Raw genomic sequence first — 20,044 nt, forward strand, 5'->3', positions numbered from 1 at the left:
CCCCACCAGGGGCTCCGCCCCTGGACCCCGCTGGGGCTGCGCCCCAGACCCCCATCGGCCTGAACGGCCTCGTCCTCAAACGCCGGACGGGCTGACTTGTGCCTGGCTGGGCTGAGTAGCTGAGCTGAGCAGAAGCGCCCCTCAAGGAGGCCGCAGGCCTCTTGGGGGCGCGGGGCTGTGACATATGCGGCTCCGCCGCGCGGGCGCGACCAGCCACAACCGACCCGCAGCCGAAACACGACCCCTCAAGGGGGTCCGGGGGCCGGCCCCCGGAAACGGGGCCCGGGGCGGAGCCCCGAGGACCCCCCCTCAGACCTGCACGATCGGCTCGCGCGTGAACAACGTCCCCAACTCCGGCGCGTTCACCCGGCGGTCAGCCAACCGCAGCGCCTCCCACACCGTCACCTGGTTCGCCGTGAGGACCGGTTTGCCGACGGCCTTCTCCAGGGCTGGAATGTGGGACGCCGTGTGGAGGGCGGTGTCCGGGAGGAGGACCGCGTCCGCGTCGGGGTGGTCGCCCGAGCGGGCGAGGGCGAGGACCTCGTCGGCGCCCCACGTTCCGACCTCCGCCGCCGTGATGATGCCGCTGCCGCGCATCGAGACCACCTCGATTCCCGCGCCCTTCAAGAAGGCGGAGAACATCGCCGCCACATCCTCCGGATACGTCGCCGCGATCGCGACCCGTCGCGCCCCGATCTCACGGATCGCGTGGGCGAAGGCGAAGGACGTGGAGGAGGCGGGCATGCCGGCCGCCAGGGCGAGGGTGCGGACCTGCTCATGGGCGCCCTCCCAGCCGTACACGAAGCTGCCGGACGTGCACGCCCACACCACCGCCTCCGCACCGGACAGCCGCAGCTCCTCGACGCCGGCCGCGAGCCGGGCCGCCGAGCCCATCTCCAGCAGCGCGTCCTCGCGGTGGGCGTCCTCGCCGATGTCCGTGTGGACGAGCGGGAGGCGGATGTCGCTGCCCAGGAGCTGCTCGATGCGCGGGTAGTCGTCCTCGGCCGAGTGGCCCGGGTAGAGGAATCCGAGTGCCGTCATGCCCAACCTTCCTGTTCTTCCGGCAGTACGGGCCCCTGTGATTCGGACACTGCTCCCGGCATCGCTCCTGGCAGTGCGCCCGGCATTGACTCCGGCAGTGCTTCCGGCGTCACCGGACGCTGCCGCGCCGAGTGGTCGATCAGTGCCTGATAGGGCCCCACCGCTTGCGTACCCAGGTGACGCAGTGCTGCCCACATCGTCACTTGGTTGGCCGAGATGACGGGAATCCGCAGTTCGGCCTCCAGCTGCGGGATCACGTCGTACGTGGGGAGATTGGTGCAGCTGATGAACAGCGCGTCCGCGGCACCGCGCACCGCCTCGCGGGCCATGTCGACGACGTCGCGGTAGGGGACCTTCCAGATGTGCCGGGTCAGGCCGAGAGAGGAGGTGCCGATGATCTCGATACCGGCCTCGGCGAGGTACTCCTCCAGCGCCTGGGTCACGGACACGGTGTAGGGCGTGACCAGGGCGATACGGCGGGCGCCCAGCTCCTGGAGGGCTTCGAGCAGGGCGCCGGAGGTCGTCAGGGACGCCACCTCGCCGGCCCGGGTCATGGCCTCGCACATCGCCCGCTCGCCCGCGATGCCGCCGACGAAACTGCCCGACGTACAGGCGTACGCGACGACCTCGGGATGTACCGCGTTCAGCGCGCGCACCGCCTCACCGAGCGTCTCGTGCTCGCTGACCAGCCGCGCGAGGTCGAGGCTGACCTCGACGGGCACAAAAGGGGTGCGGGTCAGATGCAGTGAAACCTCGTCCGGCACCCATCGCCACAGCTCGCGATCGAGCGCGAAGTCGAAGGGAGCGACGATGCCGACACCACGCTGCGGGTGCGGTCCACCGAGGAAGGAGACGTCCATGAGCAGGCCCCAAACTCAAGTCGAGCGAGTGGTGGAGAACCGGCCAGTGGGCCGGGGGACACAAGCCGGCGCATGCCGGGACGTCGGGACAGGAAGCGGACTGCTTACGGGTCCGTGTTGACGAAGGTAGGTTCCGGTGCCAGCGTGGTCAATCCGTGCATCTCAGACGGCCGCCGCCGTTGCCCCGCAGTTGTGCCCAGATCCAAGAGAAGCGGACTCGCATTGCGAAACGGTTTCCCCCCGATGACCGGACCCATTACCCCGCACATGGCCGAAAACAAGACGACTCTTCTGGTGCTGGACACCGAGCCACCGCCCCGCCTCGGCAAGCTCACCGGACGGGTCCGGATCGAGCACGCCGACGAGTCGACGCTGGCCTCGCTGCTGCCGGCCGCGGACGTCCTGCTTGTGTGGGACTTCACATCGCACGCGGTGCGTCGCGCCTGGCCCGGCGAGGGTCCGCGACCGCGCTGGGTGCACACGGCGAGCGCGGGCGTGGACCACCTGATGTGTCCGGAGCTGGCCGCGTCCGACACGGTGGTGACGAACGCGCGCGGCGTCTTCGACCAGCCGATCGCGGAGTACGTGGCCGCGCTCGTCCTCGCGATGGCCAAGGATCTGCCGCGTACGTGGGACCTTCAGCGGGCGCGCCAGTGGCGGCACCGCGAGTCGCAGCGGGTCGCGGGCACGCGTGCGTGCGTGGTGGGTTCCGGACCGATCGGGCGGGCGATCGAGCAGACGCTGAAGGCCCTCGGCATCAAGACGGCCCTGGTGGGGCGCACCCCGCGCCCCGGCATCCACGGGCCGGACGAGCTGGACCGGCTGATGGCGCGCGCGGACTGGGTGGTGTCGGCGGCGCCGCTCACGGACGAGACGCACGGGATGTTCGACGAGCGGCGCTTCGGGCTCATGCAGCCCTCCGCGCGCTTCATCAACGTCGGACGCGGGCAGCTCGTCGACGAGGACGCACTCGTGGACGCCCTGTCGAAGCACTGGATCGCGGGGGCGGCGCTCGATGTCTTCGAGCGCGAGCCCCTCACCCCCGAGAGCCCCCTGTGGGAGGTCCCCGGACTGATCGTCTCGCCCCACATGAGCGGGGACACGATCGGCTGGCGGGACGAACTCGGCACGCAGTTCGTGGAGTTGTACGAGCTCTGGGAGGCGGGCGAGCCGCTGCCGAACGTGGTCGACAAACAGCGTGGGTACGTACCCGGGCACTGAACTCTCTTCGGACTCCGGAGAACTCCCTTGGAGGGGTGCATGACCGAGCTCACCGAGCTGACCGCGCTACAACTCGTCGACGGATACCGCAAGGGCGAATTCAGTCCCGTGGAGGCCACGCAGGCCGCGCTCCAGCGGGCCGAGGAGATCCAGCCCTCCGTGAACGCCTTCGTACGCCTCACCGCTGACGAAGCGCTCCTACGGGCGCGGGAGTCGGCCGAGCGCTGGCGGCGCGGTGAGCCGGTCGGGCTCGTGGACGGGGTGCCGGTCACGGTGAAGGACATCCTGCTGATGCGCGGCGGGCCGACCCTGAAGGGCTCCAACACCGTGCGCGCGGAAGGGCCTTGGGACGAGGACGCGCCCTCCGTGGCCCGGCTGCGTGAGCACGGCGCCGTCTTCCTGGGCAAGACGACCACGCCCGAGTTCGGATGGAAGGGCGTCACGGACTCGCCGCAGTCCGGGGTGACGCGGAATCCGCACGACGTGTCGCGTACGTCGGGCGGTTCGAGCGGCGGGAGCGCGGCGGCCGTGGCCATGGGCGCGGGCCCGCTGTCCCTGGGCACGGACGGCGGCGGCAGTGTCCGTATCCCCGCCTCCTTCTGCGGGATCTTCGCGCTGAAGCCGACGTACGGGCGGGTGCCGCTGTATCCCGCGAGCGCGTTCGGGACGCTCGCGCACGTCGGACCGATGACGCGCGACGCCGCCGACTCGGCCCTCATGCTGGACGTGATCAGTGGCACGGACGCCCGCGACTGGTCGGCGCTCACGCCGCCGCCCGGGCCGTTCACGGACGCGCTGGACGGTGGCGTACGGGGCCTGCGGATCGCGTACTCCCCCTCCTTCGGCGGCCAGGTCCCCGTGCACCCCGCAGTCGCGGCGGCCGTGCGGCGGGGTGTGGAGGGGCTCGCCTCTCTCGGCGCGTACGTCGAGGAGGCCGACCCCGACTTCACCGAGCCCGTGGAGGCCTTCCACACCCTGTGGTTCAGCGGAGCCGCCCGCGTGACGCAGAACCTCGGCCCGCACCAGCGGGAGCTGCTGGACCCGGGCCTGCGGGAGATCTGCGACCTGGGCGCCCGCTACAGCGCGCTCGACTATCTGGCCGCGGTGGACGTACGGATGGACCTGGGCCGCCGGATGGGCCGCTTCCACGAGACGTACGACCTGCTGGTCACGCCGACGCTGCCGATCACGGCGTTCGAGGCGGGCGCCGAGGTGCCGAAGGGTTCGGGGCTGGGGCGCTGGACGGGCTGGACCCCGTTCACGTACCCCTTCAACATGACGCAGCAGCCCGCGGCGTCCGTCCCCGTCGGGTCGGACGGTGACGGACTGCCGGTGGGCCTGCAGATCGTGGCCGCCCGGCACCGGGACGACCTGGTGCTGCGAGCGGCGCATGCGCTGTACGAGGCGGGGGTGGCCCAGGCGGCTCCCCCGCCACGCCGCGCCGCTTAGGCCCTGCTCAGACCCTTCGGAAGCTGAGCGTCTCCCCCAGTGCCCCGGCCCGCCACAGGTCGTTGCACGCCTCCGCCATGGCGTCCAGGCCCTCCACCACCTGGCCCCAGACGATGCCGGGCACCCAGCCGACGTCGGCGTTGATCAGCAGGTTGTTGCGTTCGTAGAAGAGGGCCAGGTCGATCACCGGGGTGCCGGCCTGGACGCCGGAGGCGCCGCCGTAGCCGTACGACTGTGTGCCCAGCTGGGTGCCGGAGAAGGAGAAGTAGCACAGGTCGCCGGGGATGGGGGTGACGGTGGGGTTTTCGAGCGGAGGCTCGGCGGGGGCGAAGGCGGGGAGCAGGGTGTAGATCTCGTTGCGGGCGTACTTCGCGTGGTAGACGTCGCTGCCGAGCGGGAGCGCGTTCCACACCGCCTCGCAGGTGATGGGAGCGCGGTCGTCGAGGAGCTTTGCTGTGCAGTGGACTCCGCGCTTGGTCAGAGAGACGTCGATGTAACGGTCGGCCATGGTCACACCCGTACCCCGCTGTGGACAGGAATCCACGGGTGGGCCGTGTGCAGCGTGTGGGTCAACGCGCACTCTCGACGGAGTCACAGGTGAGCCACCTCACACAACTAATCCCTATATACCGGGCATTGATGGATGAATTGACTCAGTGGCTGGGAAGGAAGGGCATGACTTCCATTGGTTCGGGTAGTCGCGCGCCCATGGCTCGACCACACGCAAACCGATCAGGAACCGACAACGGACCCCACAGAGGGCTCAGCCGTCGCTCACTCCTCACTGGAGCGGTGGCGCTGGGCGCTGCGGGAAGTCTCGGGGTGGCGGGCTGCAGCCGCGTCCCCGACGAAGGGAAGGTGCTGGGAGGCAGCCTGCTGGACACCTTGAAGGACCAGGGTTCCGTGAAAATCGGGATCGCCAGCGAGCCGCCGTTCGGTTATGTGGGAGACGACGGACAGGCCACCGGAGAAGCGCCCGCGATCGCCGAGGAAATCTTCGGGCGGCTGGGCATCGGCGAGATCAAGCCAGTGCCGGTGGACTTCGGCGCCCTCATTCCCGGGCTGAAGGCGCGGCAGTTCGATGTGGTGTCCGCCGGGATGTACATCAATCCCCCTCGATGCGAACAGGTGCTTTTCGCCGACCCGGACTACCTCATGCTGGACGCCTTCATCGTCAGGAAGGGGAATCCGCACGGCATCAGGACATATGAGGACATCAAGAAGAAGGGCCTCAAGCTTGCCTCGGGCAAGGCCTATGCCCAGATCGACTCCGCCAAGGGCGCGGGCATCAGCAACGTACTGATCCTGCCGGACCAGGTGGCCGGACTCGACGCGGTGTCCCAGGGACGGGTGGACGCCTTCGCCGGTACGCGCATCACGGTCAGCGACGCGGTGAAGGGATCCGCCCGGGCGGAGGCGACCGAGCCCTTCCAGCCCGAAATCGATGGAAAGCCCGTCTACGGCGCGGGCGGATTCGCCTTCCGGCTGTCCGAGCAGAACTTCCGTGACGCGTTCAACGAGGAACTGCTCAAGCTCAAGGAGAACAACTACAAGGAGCTTCTCAAGATCGTCAGGCCCTTCGGTTTCGGTATGGCCGAGATGACCGACCTCACCGCGAAGGAGCTGTGTGCCGGATGATGAGCTGGGAGTTCTTCACCACCTGGTTCCTGCCGGGCATCTGGATCACCATCCAGGTGACGGTGTACGCCGCTGCCCTCGGCGCGGCCATCGCGTTCGGAATCGGCCTCGCGCGCGATTCGCAGTACTGGATCGTACGTTTCCTCGCCGGGGTCTATTTCGAGATCTTCCGCGGTATGTCGGCCCTGGTGCTGATGTTCTGGATGTTCTTCGCCCTGCCGTTCTTCGGCTGGCAGCTGGTGCCCATGTGGGCCGGCGTCAGCGCGCTCGGCCTCACCTACGGCGCCTACGGTTCCGAGATCGTCCGCGGTTCCCTGGCCGCCGTCGCCCCGGCGCAGAAGGAAGCGGGCATCGCGCTCAACTTCACCCGCTGGCAGCGGCTGCGGCTGATCGAGATGCCGCAGGCCTGGCCCGAGATGGTGCCGCCGTTCAACAACCTGCTGATCGAGCTGCTGAAGGGCACCGCCCTGGTCTCCGTGATCACGGTGGCCGACATGACCTTCGCCGGCGGCCTGATCCGGCTTGGTACCAATGAGACGACCCCGGTCTACACGCTGCTGCTGGTCCTGTACTTCGTACTCGCTTTCATCATCACCCGCGGTATGCGGCTGGTGGAGCGCAAGGCCAAGGCAGGTATCGGGCAGCAGCCGGAGAAGCGGGGCGGGATCACCGCGAAGCTCAGCGCTCGCGGTGAGAACCTGCAGGCCAGCTCGGGTTCAGCGGGAGGCATCTGATGGACTGGGACTGGCAAGTCGTGGACGACTTCATGCCGCGGTTCTGGGACGGCGTGCTGGTCACGCTGCAGGCCCTGGCTTTCGGCACTCTGATCGCCTTCGCCCTGGGCCTGGTGTGGGCCATGGCGCAGCGCTCCACGCTGGTGTGGGTGCGCTGGCCGGTCGTCGCGGTCACGGAGTTCATTCGCAACACTCCGCTGCTGGTGCAGCTGTTCTTCCTGTTCTACGTGGTGCCGAACTTCGGCCCCTCGATGTCGCCGCTCACCACCGGCATCATCGGCCTCGGGCTGCACTACTCCACGTACACCGCGGAGGTCTACCGCGCCGGCATCGACGGCGTACCCGCCGGCCAGTGGGAGGCGGCCACGGCGCTCAGCCTGTCCAAGGGCCGTACGTGGCGTGCGGTGATCCTTCCGCAGGCGATCCGCCGCGTCGTCCCGCCGCTGGGCAACTACGTCGTGGCCATGCTCAAGGACTCCCCGATGATCGCGACCATCGGCGCCTTCGACATGCTGGGCGAGGCCCAGGCCTTCAGTAACGAGACCTTCACCACGGAGGCTCTCACCGTCGTGGGTGTGGCGTTCATCGTCATCGCCTACCCCGCTTCCCTCTTGATCCGAGCCCTGGAGCGTCGTCTTGTCCGCTGACACCCCTCTGCAGAAAGAGCCCGAAAGCAGCGAGAACCCGCCGGTGGACGGCAGTGAGCTGATCCGCTTCGACAAGGTCACCAAGCGCTTCGGCAGCAACGTCGTGCTCGACAACCTCGACTTCTCGGTGGACTCCGGCAAACACGTCACGCTGATCGGCCCGTCCGGCTCCGGCAAGACGACGATCCTGCGCCTGCTGATGACCCTGCTCAAGGCCGACGAAGGCACGATCAAGGTCAACGGCGACTACCTCACCCACGAGGAGAAGAACGGCAAGCTCGTCCCGGCGGGCGAGAAGCACATCCGCGAGGTCCGCAAGAACATCGGGATGGTCTTCCAGCAGTTCAACCTCTTCCCGAACATGAAGGTGCTGCGCAATCTCACCGAGGCGCCGGTCACCGTGCTCGGCATGTCCAAGGAGGCGGCCGAGGAACGGGCCCGCGATCTCCTCGAACTGGTCGGCCTTACCGAGCACATCGACAAGTACCCGACCCAGCTCTCCGGCGGCCAGCAGCAGCGCGTCGCGATCGCGCGGGCTCTCGCCATGCGGCCGAAGGTGCTGCTCCTGGACGAGGTCACCTCGGCCCTCGACCCCGAGCTGGTCGCGGGCGTCCTCGACGTGCTGCGGGACATCGCGCGCACCACGGACATCACGATGCTCTGCGTGACCCACGAGATGAACTTCGCCCGCGACATCTCCGACGCGGTCCTGATGTTCGACAAGGGCCGCGTCCTGGAATCCGGCCCGCCGGAGAAGATCTTCGGCGACCCGGAGCACGACCGGACGCGGGAGTTCCTGAGCGCGGTTCTGTAGGGCAGCCGTATCGCAGTCGCGTAATGCAGTCACGCGACGACGAGAGGTGAAAACGGCGATACCCGAGGTCGAGCCGCCGTGCCTTGACCCTGGCATATGCCAGAGTGGTGCGTTCCTGCTGAGAGCGCCGGAACGCGCCACTCTTCTCGTCAACAGCCGCTCCCCGTCAGCCCTTTGGCGGCTATCGTGGAAGCAGCCTCCATCCGAGAACGGCCAAGCAGCGCAGGGGGAACCGTGGCGCTCAAGCACGAGCCGACCGCGCCGTACCACTCGGCCCAGGACGCCCTGCGCGTACTGGAGACCGTGGCACGGCACACCACCGGCGTCACCGACACCCAGCTCGCCCGCACGACCGGCCTCGGCACGGAGCGGCTGACCACGCTCCTGCGGATGCTGCGCCGCGAGGGATACGTCGAGCAGGTCGCCGACGGCGCGTACGTCACCGGTGCCGCCCTGAGCAGGCTGACCTCGGCACGCGGCCGCGACCAGGCGCTGCGCGAGCAGGTCCAGCGCAACCTCGACCGGCTGCGCGACTCGGTGGGCGCCGCCGTCTACATCAGCCGTTACGTCGACGGCGAGGTCCACGTCACCCAGTGCGCCGACAGCCCGAGCACACCCGCGGTGAACGAGTGGGTGGACTTCCGGCGCTCCGCCCACGCCAGCGCGATCGGCAAGAGCCTGCTCGGCCAGCTCGACGTGAACGCCCGCCGCGATCACCTCGCCCGCCACAAGATGGCCCGCCTCACCTCGCGCACCATCACCAGCGAGCGGATCCTGCTGTCCCGCCTCGACGCCCAGGCGCCCAGCGTCCCGGTCCTCGACCTCCAGGAGTACGCGATCGGCACGGTGTGCGCGGCGGTCCCCATCACGGCCGGCTCCGCCGTGGGCTGCCTGGCACTCTCCCTCCCGGTCGCACACGCGCACCGGCTGCGGGCGGCGGCGGACACACTGAACCGGGGCGCGGCACCCGTGCTGCTGTCCCTCGCGATCTGAGCCACCGGCTCTAAGCGGACTCGGAGAAGTCGCGCCCCGAGGGGGCCGAAGGCCCTCAAGGGGCGCGGGGAACTGCGCGACCAGCCACGACGGACCTGCAGTCGCCCATGAACCGGACCCACCCTCCCGGTGGGCGCACCCGCGCGGCCCGGAGGAGCGCTGACGCGGTCACAAGCACCCCCGCGGACCGGGTATTATTTTTTCCGTCGCCGACCGCCGCAAGCGGGAGGCGGGAGTCATGCGCCGCTAGCTCAGTTGGTTAGAGCAGCTGACTCTTAATCAGCGGGTCCGGGGTTCGAGTCCCTGGCGGCGCACCACCGAAGGGCCTCTCGTGGGAGCGAGAGGCCCTTCGACGTATGCCAGGGCCCGTCGGCCCCCGGCCCCGGTCAGCCGCACGAACGTCAGATGTGGAGGGTCACGGGGTCATCGTGACGCCGTCGACGACGAAGGTGTCGGTGGTGCCGCCCGTGTCCCCGTCGAAGCCGAACTCGTCGGACATCTGGTTGTACGTGACCATGAAGCCGACGCAGAACACCGCGGCCACCCCGAGGAACACCAGGCTGGCGCCGGTGGACGCCGCCAGCCCGGCCCGGCCCGGCGCCTTCGCCGTGGCGACCACGTCGCGGCCCTCGGCGTAGTAGACGGTGACGAAGTCGCCCTCGAGGTTCGTCGCCGGGCCGTCCTCCTCCTCGAAGCGGACCGTCCGGCCGTCGCGAGCGGTGAACTCGTAGACATGGTGCAGCGTGGTGCTCACGGACGAGTCGCCGCTGCCGCCGTGCGTCGTCGTGAACATCCGCAGACAGCGCCCCTCCGCCGTCAGGCCGCTTTTCCAGGCGCTTCGGATCTGCAGCGAGCGGCGCACCACGTGGTACGCGCCGAAGAGGACCACGGCCAGGATCAGGCTGGGCACGAGGTAGAACAAGAAGTCCATGATGCTTCCCCCGAGGTCAGGTACTGCTTGTGGGGGAACCTACCCCCGGGGGAAGCACGCCTGTCTCAAGTAACGCTCAGAGATCCGGAGTCGGGTCAGAACGTGACGTCCGAGCAGGCGTAGAACGCGTTGCCCGTGTCGGCGACCGTCCACACCGCGAGGATCACGTGGTGCCCGCTCTTGCCGGACGGCAGGGTGCCGCTGTGGGAGAGCGTCGCGGGCGGCTGGCCACTGTAGGGGACGGTCAGGAACGGGGTGGCGTCCAGGGCGGCCCGGGTCAGCGGGGCGTTCTGGTTCCAGCCGTTCTTGGTGACGTAGTACCGGAAGTCGGTCGTCGAGTGCCGTGCCGTGAACTGCCAGCGGAACGTGTAGCTCTGCCCGCCGGTGACCTGGGTGGTGGGCCAGGCGCCGCCCGACGGGGTCCTCGGCTGATCGAGCGCGCCGAAGTTGCCATGGCCCGCGGAACAGATCTGCCCGTCCGCGGGTCCGGCCGACGGGAAGCCCTTGGGGCCCTCGACGCTCTGGGGCTCGTACTGGATGGCGCCGCAGCCGGTCACCGTGCCGTTGGCGCAGAGCTTCTGCCGGCTGACGGGGAGGTCGGTGTAGCCGTGGCCACTGGCGCCGCCGCTGGAGAGCACGAACGCTCCCGTGGTGGCGAGGCCGACCACGGCCGCGTACCACTTGGTCCGCTTCTTGGACTGTTTCCCATGATTCTCGTGATTCCCGATGCTTTTGCGCATGCTGCCGCTCCTGGAGAACGTGGGGGATTTCCGTGAGCTGTGCGTGCGCATCGCGATGCGTGGAGCGATGGTTCAGGTCTAGACCAAGTTCAGATTATTGCTGACCCCTGAACATGTCCATACCAATCACGGAAACGTCCGTACCAATCGTCGAAACGATCCGATGGCACCGATCCCGCGACTCCTCCACCAGCTTCCCGTTCGGGTCGTCGTTGGTCCTCACCCAGTCCCGGGCCGCCACCTCACTCCTCCCACCCGCCAACTGCCGCTCCACCAGCCTCACTTGACGCACCTCCCCGGGCGCTTCCACATACCAGCACTCCCGCATGAGCCCGTACGCCTCGCGCCAGCCCGGCAGATCGCAGGCCAGGTAGTTCCCCTCGGTGACGATCAGCCGGGCGGTCGGCGGCACCAGGTGGCGTGCGGCGATGGGCTCGTCGATGGTGCGGTCGTAGTCCGGTACGTAGATGTCGGCGCCGGTGTCCTCCAGCACCCGGCGCAGCAGCGCGACGTATCCCCACACGTCGAAGCTGGGTTCCGAGCCCTTGCGGGAGGCCAGGGCGAGCCGTGCCAACTGGCGGTTGGAGAGGTGGAATCCGTCGAGCGGAAGATAGGCGGCGCGCTCGCCGAGGTGCGCGACCAGGGCGCGGGCGAGGGTGGACTTTCCGGCGCCGGGTGGGCCCGCGAGGCCCAGTACGGCGCGCGGCAGGCGGGCGGCCAGTTGCCAGGCGTCCGCGGCGAGGTCGGCGAGGGCGGGGCGGTCAGCGATCTCCATGCCGTGTATGGAACGCCACGGGGGCGCTTCGCTGGAAGGGCGGGGATGAACCTGCGGGTTCGTTGTGGCTGGTCGCGCCCACGCGGCGGAGCCGCAAATCGATACCGCCCCGCGCCCCTAGAAGGAAGGCCTGCGGCCTCCTTCTAGGGGCGCCGCCTAGTCTCCGTCCCGGGCCTCCAGGGCCGCTAGGCGGCAGCGCTGGATCACCGCGGCGACTTCAGGGGCGTACTCGGTGCGGACCGGCTGTACGGAGAACACCTGGAGGCCGGCCGCCGCCGCGTCCGTCGCCACGAAGCGGGTCAGTTTCTCCCTGGCGGCCTCGGTGCCGGCGGGGAGCCGTGCGAGCGCCGCCTCCACGCATTCGTGCAGATACCGCTCGTGGTCCTCGACGCCGAGCGCGGCGCGGGCGGTGTCCCTGACCCGCCAGAGGACCAACACGTCGACGCGCAGGGCGAGTCCGTGCGCGTCGACGGCGGGCATCGGCTCGCTGCGCCAGTGCCGCAGCCGTACGTCGATCCGGCGGCGCAGCAGCAGCGGGTTCACCCACATCAGTCCGGTACGCCGGACGGTGCCCCGGTAGCGCCCGAAGAGCCCGAGCACCCAGGCGCTCCCGGTCCGCCCCCGGGCCAGCCCGCCGAACCCGAAGAGCGCGACCGCCCCGGACGCGGCGAGCCCCGCCCACTGCGGAGCACCGAGCCCGACACCCGCGTACGCGGGCAGCCCCGTCAACTCCCCGGCGAGCGACGGCAGTACACCGGCCCACCAGGCCGCCACCACACACCCGGCGACCCCGCCGCTCCCCGCCAGCACGCCCACCGCACCCGGCAGCACCCGCGCCGGACGCTCCACCAGCTCGGGATCGACGACGACCGGCGGCGGCACCGACTCCCGCCGGGCCACCCGCGGTTGCTCCCTCGTCTCCCGCCGAGGCCCGGCCTGCCCGGCCTCGGCGGGCCGGAACAACAGTGGAAATGTCAGCACTTCCGCATGTTCGTCAGTTTCTCAACCGCCGCCGGGCGCCGCATGCTGATGGTCCGAACGATGTACGGGCTCGGGGGGACCCCAGCAGCCGAGACCCCAACAACCGGGATCCCAACAGCCGGGATCCCAACAGCCGGGACCCCTCCCAAGGTCACCCGCTACTCTCTCGCCATGGCGCGTGACCTGCAGGAGCGGATCAAGAAGCTCATCATCGACCGTCGGCTGCCCTCGGGAGCCACGCTGCCGACCGAGCCCGAGTTGATGGAGCTTCTCGGCGCCAGCCGGAATTCCGTACGCGAGGCGCTGAAGGCCCTCCAGGCGATGGGCATCGTGGAGATCCGGCACGGCTTCGGGACGTATGTGGGTCCGATGTCGATGGCGCCGATGATCGAGGGCCTCGCCTTCCGCACGGTCGCCGGGCACTACCGGGGCGAAGACTCCCTGGTCCAGCTGCTCGAACTGCGCGAGGCCGTGGAGACCGGGCTCATCTCGCGGCTCGCGGGACGTGTCCCGGAAGCGGACCTCGTTGAACTGGACGCGCTCGTCGACCGTATGGAGAGTCAGGCCGCCGAAGGGACAGGCCTCGCGGAGACCGATCGGGCCTTTCACGCCACGCTGTACCGAGGCCTCGGCAACCTCCTGCTGGGCGAGGTCCTTGAGGCGTTCTGGGACGCCTTCCACCGCGTACGCACGGATCTCGTGGAACCGCCGCAGGATCCGAAGGTCACGTGCCGGCAGCATCGGGAGATCCTCGACGCGGTCCGCACCGGTGATGCGCGACGGGCGGAGGATGCAGTAAGGGAACACTTTGGTCACATTCGAACACGCCTGACCGCTACCGCACCGCATGAGACCATCAGTCCTCCTAATTAGCGCGAATGACCGGTAAACACCGCGTTTCGCGTCTTGCGATCATGATGATCGTCGTAGAACCCTGAACCCTGGGCTACGAGAGGCTGCGGTTACCCGGCAGTTGGGGGCCCGGAAAACGGTTGCACCGGAAGCGGGGAGGAGGGGCCCCGTTCAGAGCCCGATGTCGAGGGGGGCATCATGCAACCGGAAGCCCGCCGTTCCATGTCTATAGGGTGTGGATGGTGTGGTGACGGGGGCCTGCTATTGATACGTCTGTGAAAGTCGAGGGGGACCTCAGCAGGCGAACGGAACAAGGAGCACGCGATGCACTGCGTGTGGGGGGATGACTCATGACGTCGACGCCGAGCGGCGGCCGGCAGAACTCTGACCCGTCTCAGACGACCCAACTCAGGGTGCCGTCACAGACGACGACGGGCAGTTTCCGCAGAATCAAGAAGACGCTGCCGAGATACGACTACGAGCACTACAGCAGGCTCGCGGGTCCTCTCACCCAGCCCGATCCGCACAAGCCGTACAAGGTCAAGTACCGCTCGCTGATCTCGCAGGAGCCGCACCGCATCCGGGTCGCCCTGATGCTGATCGCCGCCCCCGTGCTGTCGCTGGTACTGCTCGCCTGGCTGCTGCAGCCCACCCACTGGACCGAACGCGAGAACCCGGTCTACGACTTCCTGCCCGCGCTCGACATAGTCATGCTCGTCTCGATCGGCCTGATCGAGTTCTTCCGCTGCATGAACGTGGTGTCGAACGCGCACGCCACGCTGGTCGCCCGCGACCCGATACCGGTGGTGCCCGAGTCCGGCACCAGAGTGGCCTTCCTCACCTCCTTCGTGCCCGGCAAAGAGCCGCTGGAGATGGTGACGAAGACGCTGGAGGCCGCGGTGAAGATCCGCCACCGAGGCCTCATGCATGTCTGGCTCCTCGACGAGGGCGACGACCCCGAGGTGAAGGAAGTCTGTGCGCGCCTCGGTGTGCACCACTTCTCCCGCAAGGGCGTCGCGAAGTGGAACCAGAAGAAGGGCCCGCACCGCGCCAAGACCAAGCACGGCAACTACAACGCCTGGCTGGACGCGCACGGCGACAACTACGACTTCTTCGCCTCGGTCGACACCGACCACGTGCCGCTGCCCAACTACCTGGAGCGGATGCTCGGTTTCTTCCGCGACCCGGATGTCGGCTTCGTCATCGGCCCGCAGGTGTACGGCAACTACGACAACCCCATCACCAAGTCCGCCGAGTCGCAGCAGTTCCTGTTCCACGCGCTGATCCAGCGCGCGGGCAACCGCTACGGCTCGCCGATGTTCGTGGGCACCTCGAACGCCGTACGGATCACGGCGCTCAAGCAGATCGGCGGTCTGTACGACTCGATCACCGAGGACATGGCGACGGGCTTCGAGATCCACCGTCACAAGAACCCGGCGACGGGCAAGAAGTGGCGCTCGGTCTACACCCCCGACGTGCTCGCGGTCGGTGAGGGTCCCAACGCCTGGACGGACTTCTTCACCCAGCAGATGCGCTGGTCGCGAGGGACGTACGAGACGATCCTCAAGCAGTACTGGAAGGGCTGGTACTCGCTTCCGCCGAGCAAGCTCTTCAACTACACGATGATGATCATCTTCTACCCGATGTCGGCCCTCAACTGGATCCTGGCGGCGCTGAGCTGTGCGCTGTTCCTGGGCCTGGGCGCCTCGGGTGTGAACATCGACCCGGCGATCTGGCTGATGCTGTACGGCAACGCCTCGGCGCTGCAGATCGGCCTGTACGTCTGGAACCGCCGCCACAACATCTCTCCGCACGAGCCGGAGGGCTCCGGCGGTGTGGCCGGCATGATCATGTCCGCGCTGTCGGCGCCGCTCTACGCGAAGGCGCTGATCGACTCCGTACTGCGCCGCAAGAGCAAGTTCGTGGTCACCCCGAAGGGCGACTCGGCGAGCCCGGACACCTGGTTCGGGACCTTCCGTTACCACTGGTACTTCATCCTGATCTTCGCCGGTTCGATCAGTGCCGGCTTCTACTTCGGCAACTCGCACCCCGCGATGGTCATCTGGGCGACGTTCGCGCTTCTGATCACCGCCTCGCCGATGTTCGCCTGGCGCTATCAGATGCGCCAGGACGCGAAGAAGCCGCCGGCCGGACCGCCGGAGCCGCAGCACGCGGTGACGACACCACAGCCTCTGCCCACCCAGCAAAGCGCCCCGCACGGACAGCACAAGCCGAGCTGGGCGGCGGACGGGGGCAGTGACCAGACAGTGCAAATCGCTCTTGGGGGACGCAAGAAATGAAAGACCGCTCCAGCCGCCACCGCCGCGCCCGCCGCATCGCGATAGGCGCGGCGGTGGTGGTGGCGCTGGCGGGGATGAACGGACCGGCGCTCTACCGCTTCGGTTCGGCCCAGTACCACGACTACAAGATCAACCGGCCCGAGTACAAGGCCGCGAACGGCAAGTGGGAGATCGTCGATTTTCCGGAGAAGTACCGGCTGAACACCATCCACGCCGCGCTTCTGCGCACCGGCAAGGTCCTGCTGATCGCGGGCTCGGGGAACAACCAGGACAACTTCGACGCGAAGAAGTTCGACACCCGTATCTGGGACCCGGTCAAGGGCACGATCAAGGACATCCCGACGCCCAAGGACCTGTTCTGCACGGGCCACACCCAGCTCGCCAACGGCAATCTGCTGATCGCGGGCGGCACCAAGCGGTACGAGAAGCTCAAGGGTGACGTCACCAAGGCCGGCGGCCTGATGATCGTCCACAACGAGAACCCGGACAAGCCGATCACCATCCCCGCGGGCACCAAGTTCAAGGGCAAGGAGAACGGCAAGACCTTCGTGTCGAAGGACCCGGTCGTCGTCGAGCGCGCGAAGAAGACGTTCGACAAGGAGACCGGCGAGTTCACGGGCAACCAGCCGGGCCTCGGCCGTATCTACGTCGAGGCGCAGAAGCGCGGCGCCAAGTACGAGACCGGCACCGAGGACAACTACACGGTCCTGGGCCTGAAGGGCGCCGACGCGCGCAACACGTACGGCATCGCGCAGAAGCTGGCCCTCGACAAGAAGGACTTCCAGGGCATCAGGGACGCCTTCGAGTTCGACCCGGTGGCTGAGAAGTACATCAAGGTCGACCCGATGAAGGAGGCCCGCTGGTACCCGACGCTCACCACGCTGTCCGACGGCAAGATCCTCAGCCTCTCCGGCCTGGACGAGATCGGCCAGCTGGTGCCGGGCAAGAACGAGGTCTACGACCCGAAGGCCAAGGAGTGGGAGTACACCGCGAAGGAGCGGCAGTTCCCGACGTACCCGGCGATCTCCCTGATGCAGAACGGCAAGCTGTTCTACTCGGGCGCGAACGCCGGCTACGGCCCGGACGACGTCGGCCGTGACCCGGGCATCTGGGACCTGGAGACGAACAAGTTCGACAAGGTCTCCGGCATGTCCGACCCCAAGCTCCTGGAGACCGCGGGCACGGTGCTGCTGCCGCCCGCGCAGGACGAGAAGTACATGGTGATCGGCGGCGGCGGCGTCGGCGAGTCCAAGCAGTCCAGCAAGAAGACCCGCATCATCGACCTGCTGGCGGACGACCCGAAGTTCGTGGACGGCCCCGACCTGGACAAGGGCACCCGTTACCCGCAGTACTCGATCCTGCCCGACGACAACGTGCTGGTGTCCGGCGGCTCCGAGGACTACCGCGGGCGCGGCGACTCCAACATCCTCGAGGCGCGGCTCTACGACTCGAAGAAGAACGAGATGAAGCGGGTCGCCGACCCGCTCGTGGGCCGCAACTACCACTCGGGCTCGATCCTGCTGCCCGACGGCCGTGTGATGGTCTTCGGCTCTGACTCGCTCTACTCGGACAAGGCCAACACCAAGCCGGGCGAGTTCGAGCAGCGCATCGAGATCTACACGCCGCCGTACCTCTACGGCGACGCTCAGCCCACGCTCTCCGGTGGTCCGAAGACCATCAAGCGCGGCGAGTCGGCGACGTTCAAGTCCCAGCACGCCTCGTCCATCAAGTCGGCCCGTCTGATCCGGCCGAGCGCCTCGACGCACGTCACCGACATCGACCAGCGGTCCATCGCCCTGGACCTGGAGAAGACGGACGACGGCATCGAGGTCACCGTCCCGAAGAACCGCAACCTCGTCCAGTCGGGCTGGTACATGCTGTTCGTGACGGACGACCAGGGCACCCCGAGCAAGGCCCAGTGGGTCAAGGTCCCGTAGTTCCCTGACCGCCCTGACGGTTACGTGACTGGGGGCGCCCTCCTTGGCGGAGGGCGCCCCCAGTCACGTACTGCCTGCTGCTCCTACGACTGGCTGGCCTTCGCCAGTTCCAGCGCGTACTCCGGCCACCACTCGCCCGCCTTCGGGCCCCCCTTACAGGTGCCGTCGGACTCGCCGGGGCGCTTGACCCACAGATAGGCGTCGACGAGGTCGTCGCCGGTCTTCGTCGTGGGCTCCTCGCCGAGCGCGCGGCCCGGCGGGTTGCACCAGTTCTCCGCGGGATCACCCTCGGTGTACGGGCCGTTGCCGTTGCGGCTGGTGTCGATCACGAACGGCTTGTTGCCGATCTTCGCCGACAGCTCCTTGCCGTACTTCGTGCTGTCCTCGGTGGTGAAGAAGTTCGACACGTTCACCGAGAAGCCGTCGGCCTGGTCGATGCCCGCCTTCTTGAGCGGGTCGTAGAGATCGCTGGGATTGCTGCCCGCATTGCCCGCGTCCAGATAGACCTTCGTGTTCTTCAGAGCCGCGAGCTTCTCGACCGCCCCCTTGAGGAGGTCGAGGCGCTCCTGATGGAACTCCTCGGCCGTGCAGCCGTCCACCACGTGCAGCAGAGCGTCCGGCTCCACGATCACCGTGGCGTTCCGGTCGCCGATGCCGCTGGCGACCTGGTCGATGAACGTCCGGTAGGCGTCGCCGTCCGCGGCGCCGCCCTGTGAGAACTGGCCGCAGTCGCGGTGCGGAATGTTGTAGAGGACGAGCAGCGCGTCCCGGTCGGCCTTCTCGGCCGCCTCGGTGAGACCGCGCGCCTCGTCCTCGGCGTTCTCCGGAATGATCCACTCGCCGGTGGGCTGCTCGGCGATCTTCTGGATCAGCTCGGCTTCCTTCTTCTTCCCTTCCTCCGTGAACGTGGCCACCTGCTCGGCCGCGGTCCCCTCGGGGTTGACCCAGTACGGGTCGTCGCCCTTGGGCTGCTGGCTGACCTGACCGGCCGACCCGTTCGAGTCGTCGCCGTCGTCCCCGGAGGAGGAACACCCCGCGAGCAGCAGCACCACTCCGGCCACCGCCACGGACGCTATGGCTCCGGCCCCCCTGCGCTCGTACATCCAGCTCCCCCCATGAGTGCACTGTTCGAAGTACCAATCCTGACATACGTGTCTGTGCGGCAACGAGGGCGGCCAACCCTTGTCGGACACCTGTTACAGCGGCTCCGATCGGCTCCCGTCGGCCCGCGATGTCACCGTAACTTCTCTAGGCCAAAGCGCCCATCCGTTCTAGAGTCGTCCCGGACTTCGACTTCGTCGCTACTTCGACATCGACGACGTTGACGACGACGACATCGACGACATCGACACTCCGAGACCTCCCGCGCCGACGCCGGGTTACTCCCGCAGCCCGTGCGCGCGTGGTCGAGGACCAGCCCGGCCGGCGGCTCAGGGGGAGCGGTCGTCGGCCGGGCCAGGTGCGCTGCTGTTCGTGAGGTACGCCGAGGCCACCACGTTCGCCGTGTATGTACGGCTGTCCGGGTCGAAGCTGCCGCCGCAGGTGATCAGCCGCAGCTCGGCGCGCCCCGACTGCCGTACCCCGTACGCCTGTTGGGCATCGAAGCGGTCCCGCTCGATGACCTGTACGTCGTCCACCGTGAACTCGGCGGCCGTGCCGTCGTCGCGGATCACCCGGACCTTCTCGCCCGGCCGCAGCTCGCTGAGGCGGTAGAAGACCGCGGGCCTGGACTCGGTGTCGACATGCCCCACGAGCAGCGCGGCGCCCTCCGCACCGGGGCGCACACCGGCCCCGTACCACCCCACGGCCCTCGCGTGGGCATAGGGCGGCGCTTCGACCGCCCCTCGCGCATCGAGCCCGCGGGCCATCACAGGCGCCCGCACGCCCAGAGAGGGGATGACCAGCCGCCTCGGCCGCCCGTCCTCCCTCAACGGTTTTGCGGCGGGTGGCAGCCGGACACCGAGCGGCCGTCCCACCGCCGCCACGTCACCCGTGGTCGGCGCGTACGTCCCAGGGCGTACGTCGGTCACCTCGCTGGCCCACAGCCACAGCCCGAGCAGCAGCACCGCCCAGACCAGGCCCGTCGTGAGGCGGCCGGCGCCGGAGGAACTCTCCCGGTCGGACATGTCCG

Annotated in this window: 18 protein-coding genes, 1 tRNA gene and 1 pseudogene; 11 read left to right on the plus strand and 9 right to left on the minus strand. The window is 68.4% G+C overall.

Going from position 1 to position 20,044, the window contains the following annotated elements:
• Nucleotides 1-309: 309 nt before the first annotated feature.
• Both OP79_RS44505 and OP79_RS44510 read right to left on the minus strand, forming a co-directional pair.
• Nucleotides 310-1,041, minus strand: a complete 732-nt coding sequence (locus tag OP79_RS44505; RefSeq protein WP_033328874.1) for a maleate cis-trans isomerase family protein — start codon at nucleotides 1,039-1,041, stop codon at nucleotides 310-312.
• A complete protein-coding gene (locus tag OP79_RS44510; RefSeq protein WP_033328875.1) occupies nucleotides 1,038-1,901 on the minus strand; it encodes a maleate cis-trans isomerase family protein in 864 nt (287 codons plus the stop codon). Before OP79_RS44510 ends, OP79_RS44505 begins: the two co-directional genes overlap by 4 nt.
• A gap of 243 nt (nucleotides 1,902-2,144) precedes the next feature.
• Here OP79_RS44510 and OP79_RS44515 point away from each other — a divergent pair, with 243 nt between their 5' ends.
• The gene (locus OP79_RS44515; RefSeq protein WP_245685671.1) at nucleotides 2,145-3,122 is read left to right on the plus strand and encodes a D-2-hydroxyacid dehydrogenase; all 978 of its coding nucleotides are present in this window, start codon (nucleotides 2,145-2,147) and stop codon (nucleotides 3,120-3,122) included.
• Nucleotides 3,123-3,161: 39 nt separating this feature from the next.
• Nucleotides 3,162-4,571, plus strand: a complete 1,410-nt coding sequence (locus OP79_RS44520; RefSeq protein ID WP_033328877.1) for an amidase — start codon at nucleotides 3,162-3,164, stop codon at nucleotides 4,569-4,571.
• A 7-nt stretch (nucleotides 4,572-4,578) separates the two neighbouring features.
• On the opposite strand, the gene OP79_RS44525 is transcribed toward OP79_RS44520, so the two are convergent.
• Complete coding sequence (locus tag OP79_RS44525) at nucleotides 4,579-5,079, minus strand: DUF3830 family protein (RefSeq protein WP_033328878.1); 501 nt, start codon at nucleotides 5,077-5,079, stop codon at nucleotides 4,579-4,581.
• A 200-nt stretch (nucleotides 5,080-5,279) separates the two neighbouring features.
• Here OP79_RS44525 and ehuB point away from each other — a divergent pair, with 200 nt between their 5' ends.
• The 6 genes from ehuB to OP79_RS44555 all read left to right on the plus strand — a co-directional run bounded on the left by ehuB (nucleotide 5,280) and on the right by OP79_RS44555 (nucleotide 9,714).
• On the plus strand, nucleotides 5,280-6,209 hold the full coding sequence (gene ehuB / locus OP79_RS44530; protein ID WP_033328879.1) for an ectoine/hydroxyectoine ABC transporter substrate-binding protein EhuB: 930 nt from the start codon (nucleotides 5,280-5,282) through the stop codon (nucleotides 6,207-6,209).
• A complete protein-coding gene (gene ehuC / locus OP79_RS44535) occupies nucleotides 6,206-6,943 on the plus strand; it encodes an ectoine/hydroxyectoine ABC transporter permease subunit EhuC (RefSeq protein ID WP_033328880.1) in 738 nt (245 codons plus the stop codon). Before ehuB ends, ehuC begins: the two co-directional genes overlap by 4 nt.
• Nucleotides 6,943-7,590 (plus strand): ectoine/hydroxyectoine ABC transporter permease subunit EhuD, encoded by a 648-nt coding sequence (gene ehuD / locus OP79_RS44540; protein ID WP_033328881.1) that lies wholly within the window; start codon nucleotides 6,943-6,945, stop codon nucleotides 7,588-7,590. Before ehuC ends, ehuD begins: the two co-directional genes overlap by 1 nt.
• Before the next feature lie 43 nt (nucleotides 7,591-7,633).
• Nucleotides 7,634-8,404: an ectoine/hydroxyectoine ABC transporter ATP-binding protein EhuA gene (gene ehuA, locus OP79_RS44545; RefSeq protein WP_033328939.1), complete on the plus strand. Its 771-nt coding sequence runs from the start codon at nucleotides 7,634-7,636 to the stop codon at nucleotides 8,402-8,404.
• Nucleotides 8,405-8,638: 234 nt separating this feature from the next.
• Nucleotides 8,639-9,397, plus strand: a complete 759-nt coding sequence (locus OP79_RS44550) for an IclR family transcriptional regulator (protein WP_033328882.1) — start codon at nucleotides 8,639-8,641, stop codon at nucleotides 9,395-9,397.
• 240 nt (nucleotides 9,398-9,637) lie between these two features.
• Nucleotides 9,638-9,714: transfer RNA gene (locus OP79_RS44555), tRNA-Lys, on the plus strand.
• Between the two features lie 98 nt (nucleotides 9,715-9,812).
• On the opposite strand, the gene OP79_RS44560 is transcribed toward OP79_RS44555, so the two are convergent.
• The 4 genes and pseudogenes from OP79_RS44560 to OP79_RS44575 all read right to left on the minus strand — a co-directional run.
• On the minus strand, nucleotides 9,813-10,328 hold the full coding sequence (locus OP79_RS44560) for a DUF3592 domain-containing protein (RefSeq protein WP_033328883.1): 516 nt from the start codon (nucleotides 10,326-10,328) through the stop codon (nucleotides 9,813-9,815).
• 95 nt (nucleotides 10,329-10,423) lie between these two features.
• A complete protein-coding gene (locus OP79_RS44565) occupies nucleotides 10,424-11,068 on the minus strand; it encodes a lytic polysaccharide monooxygenase auxiliary activity family 9 protein (RefSeq protein WP_051745593.1) in 645 nt (214 codons plus the stop codon).
• A gap of 94 nt (nucleotides 11,069-11,162) precedes the next feature.
• On the minus strand, nucleotides 11,163-11,843 hold the full coding sequence (locus OP79_RS44570; protein WP_033328884.1) for a nucleoside/nucleotide kinase family protein: 681 nt from the start codon (nucleotides 11,841-11,843) through the stop codon (nucleotides 11,163-11,165).
• A 168-nt stretch (nucleotides 11,844-12,011) separates the two neighbouring features.
• Nucleotides 12,012-12,797: pseudogene (locus tag OP79_RS44575) on the minus strand (SPFH domain-containing protein); the annotation flags it as partial.
• Nucleotides 12,798-12,995: 198 nt separating this feature from the next.
• On the opposite strand from OP79_RS44575, the gene OP79_RS44580 reads away from it, so the two are divergent.
• The 3 genes from OP79_RS44580 to glxA all read left to right on the plus strand — a co-directional run bounded on the left by OP79_RS44580 (nucleotide 12,996) and on the right by glxA (nucleotide 17,913).
• On the plus strand, nucleotides 12,996-13,697 hold the full coding sequence (locus OP79_RS44580) for a FadR/GntR family transcriptional regulator (RefSeq protein WP_033328885.1): 702 nt from the start codon (nucleotides 12,996-12,998) through the stop codon (nucleotides 13,695-13,697).
• A 329-nt stretch (nucleotides 13,698-14,026) separates the two neighbouring features.
• Entirely contained in the window at nucleotides 14,027-15,976 is a 1,950-nt protein-coding gene (locus tag OP79_RS44585; protein ID WP_033328886.1) for a glycosyltransferase family 2 protein, read from the plus strand.
• Nucleotides 15,973-17,913, plus strand: coding sequence for a radical copper oxidase GlxA (gene glxA, locus OP79_RS44590; protein ID WP_033328887.1), 1,941 nt, complete (start codon nucleotides 15,973-15,975; stop codon nucleotides 17,911-17,913). The genes OP79_RS44585 and glxA overlap by 4 nt, the downstream gene beginning before the upstream one ends.
• Nucleotides 17,914-17,996: 83 nt before the next feature.
• Here glxA and OP79_RS44595 read toward each other — a convergent pair whose 3' ends face one another.
• Nucleotides 17,997-19,016, minus strand: coding sequence for a glycoside hydrolase family 6 protein (locus OP79_RS44595; RefSeq protein WP_033328888.1), 1,020 nt, complete (start codon nucleotides 19,014-19,016; stop codon nucleotides 17,997-17,999).
• 327 nt (nucleotides 19,017-19,343) lie between these two features.
• Nucleotides 19,344-20,039 (minus strand): class F sortase, encoded by a 696-nt coding sequence (locus OP79_RS44600; RefSeq protein WP_033328889.1) that lies wholly within the window; start codon nucleotides 20,037-20,039, stop codon nucleotides 19,344-19,346.
• Nucleotides 20,040-20,044 lie beyond the last annotated feature (5 nt).

Source organism: Streptomyces yerevanensis (assembly GCF_000716805.1).
Classification (GTDB): domain Bacteria; phylum Actinomycetota; class Actinomycetes; order Streptomycetales; family Streptomycetaceae; genus Streptomyces; species Streptomyces flaveus.